The following is a 1,326-nucleotide window of genomic DNA, read 5'->3' on the forward strand; positions in this document are numbered from 1 at the left end:
CGTACTGATAACCAGCTTGCCTATCACGCACAATCGCACAAATTGCACGGCAGTTTGCGGATCGAGTATCTCGCCGATCAGCACCATATTGGCGGCAGCGTCTCGCAGCGCCTGCGCGCAAGCATCCGCAAAGTCATCGCCGTCCACGGGAACCTGCACGCAAATCCCTTTTCCATGCGCACCATGTAAAGGCAGTTCCGGTGGATTTTCCAGCGTCAAAGCAAATCCACCTAATAGCGACAGCCGTTCGGAGACCATCGCGGACGCCGTGGTGGTTTTGCCGGAACCGGGTTCTCCAATCACCAGCACCCCGCCTCGAACCAGCTTCGGGGTCAACAATAGTCTGCAGTAATCCCGGTGGACGCCAAGCTCCTGGAGCGTTGGGATCTCTCCTTCCATCGCCCGCCGCAGAAAATGCCATTCTCCGTCTATGGATTCACGTCTTGACCCGCGCAACGAAAGTCCATCATACCGAAGAATATAAAATTTGCCCGGCCTTTGTGAAGCGATCATCTCCCGGATGGCCGATACATCGTCCTCCATGGAGGGCGGGATGGGCAGCAGCCCTGGCAAGGACGACCCTACCTGGTTACCGCCCCCTGCCGGGGTGCAACCCTCGTCGCTGGCCAGTGGCGTATTTTCCTGGGGTCGTATCCAGGCCCCTTCGGGGCCAAGGATCAGATCCGAGAAGCGGTTATCCCGCAACATCAGTTGATGTTCCACACCAAGGTATTGGTGCCCGACGTGCAGGCGCCGTCGACATTCGCAGGATCGGGTGGCGTGCCCGTATTCGGGGTCAACGCCGTGCCGTTGATGGTGACCGACAACAAGTCGCCCATGTTTTGCTTACCCAACGCCTCACATCCATACTGCGGCACGCTACTGAACGTGATGTCATAGCCTTGCGTGGCTGGTGCCACCAACACCGAGCCCGCGCCGCCCCAAGGGTTTTGCAGCGACGTGCCGCTAACGAAAGAGGACGGCGCCAGATGCGCGTTAATCACCAGCGTCGGGGTCAAGCCCGTATAGGCGGATTGACCCCGGTATTCCTGTTCGATGCCCGCCGTCAGGAGTTGCAGCCCGGACAGCGCATCGGACAACTCATTGTCCTTCTGAAATTTCTGGTACACGACGATCGCCGCCGCCAACAGAATTAAACCCGCCAGCACCACCAGCACAATTTCCACAGACGAAAGCCCGGCTTCATCTGGATGATCCAGAGTCCCCTGCATGACGCAACCTTTTTTAACCATCAACCGCTTTATATTCCACTTCAGGGAAGTTCGAAAAACTCCCCATTTCCAGTAAAATGTAGGGAGCCGATTG

2 protein-coding genes are annotated in these 1,326 nt (G+C 57.5%); both read right to left on the minus strand.

Translation table 11 applies throughout. The features are described 5' to 3' along the window. The coding region (locus Q0C48_RS07170) for an ATPase, T2SS/T4P/T4SS family (RefSeq protein WP_291522918.1) at positions 1-708 on the minus strand (708 nt) is incomplete at its 3' end. Then, positions 708-1,326 (minus strand): type 4 pilus major pilin (locus tag Q0C48_RS07175; RefSeq protein ID WP_291522920.1); only part of this gene is annotated, 619 nt, incomplete at its 5' end. The genes Q0C48_RS07175 and Q0C48_RS07170, both read right to left, overlap by 1 nt.

The organism is Acidithiobacillus sp., assembly GCF_023255755.1.
Lineage (GTDB): Bacteria > Pseudomonadota > Gammaproteobacteria > Acidithiobacillales > Acidithiobacillaceae > Acidithiobacillus.